The organism is Paraburkholderia sp. 2C (assembly GCF_054589215.1).
The window spans coordinates 1-608 of record NZ_BAAILL010000022.1 but is presented as its reverse complement, the minus strand read 5'-3'; the positions used below and the strand labels follow the sequence as shown (position 1 = coordinate 608).

At 65.3% G+C, this 608-nt stretch carries 1 protein-coding gene; it reads left to right on the top strand.

Going from position 1 to position 608, the window contains the following annotated elements:
• Positions 1-608 (top strand): hypothetical protein (locus tag ACYPXD_RS05800; protein WP_459708484.1); only part of this gene is annotated, 608 nt, incomplete at both ends.

Sequence of the window (608 nt, the reverse complement as noted above, 5' to 3'; positions counted from 1 at the left end):
GAACGTCTTGAAGTGCATCATCTCGCGGGCGGCAGCGGCGACCTGTCGTTCGCGTTGCTGGCTGACGGGCTCGATGCTGATGAGGAAGTGCTGCCCGGCGATGCGCCTCTGCTCGCCGTCGCCGTCGACGCCATCGACGCACTGAACCGCCGGCACGGACAGGGTCCCGGCGGTAGCCGTTTCCTGTTGCTGCACCGCCGTCGCGTGTACAACGCGAGCGAGAACCAATGGATGGGCTGGGAACGCAAACGCGGCAAGTTGCACGAACTCAACCGGCTGCTGCGTGGCGCGACCGATACGAATTTTGTGCCGATCGCGGGGCGCGCACCGCAGGTGCCGTCAGGGGTGCGCTACGTCATCACACTCGATGCAGACACGCGTCTGCCGCGCGATGCCGCGCTGCGCCTGATCGGCAAGATGGCGCATCCGCTGAACCGGCCGCAATTCAGCGAAAACGGGCAGCGCGTGATTAACGGCTATGCAATCCTGCAGCCGCGCGTCACGCCATCGCTGCCCGTTGGTCAGGAAGGTTCGCTGTATCAGCGTGTGTTCTCCGGCCCAGGCGGGATGGACCCGTATGCGGCGGCCGTATCCGACGTCTATCAGGA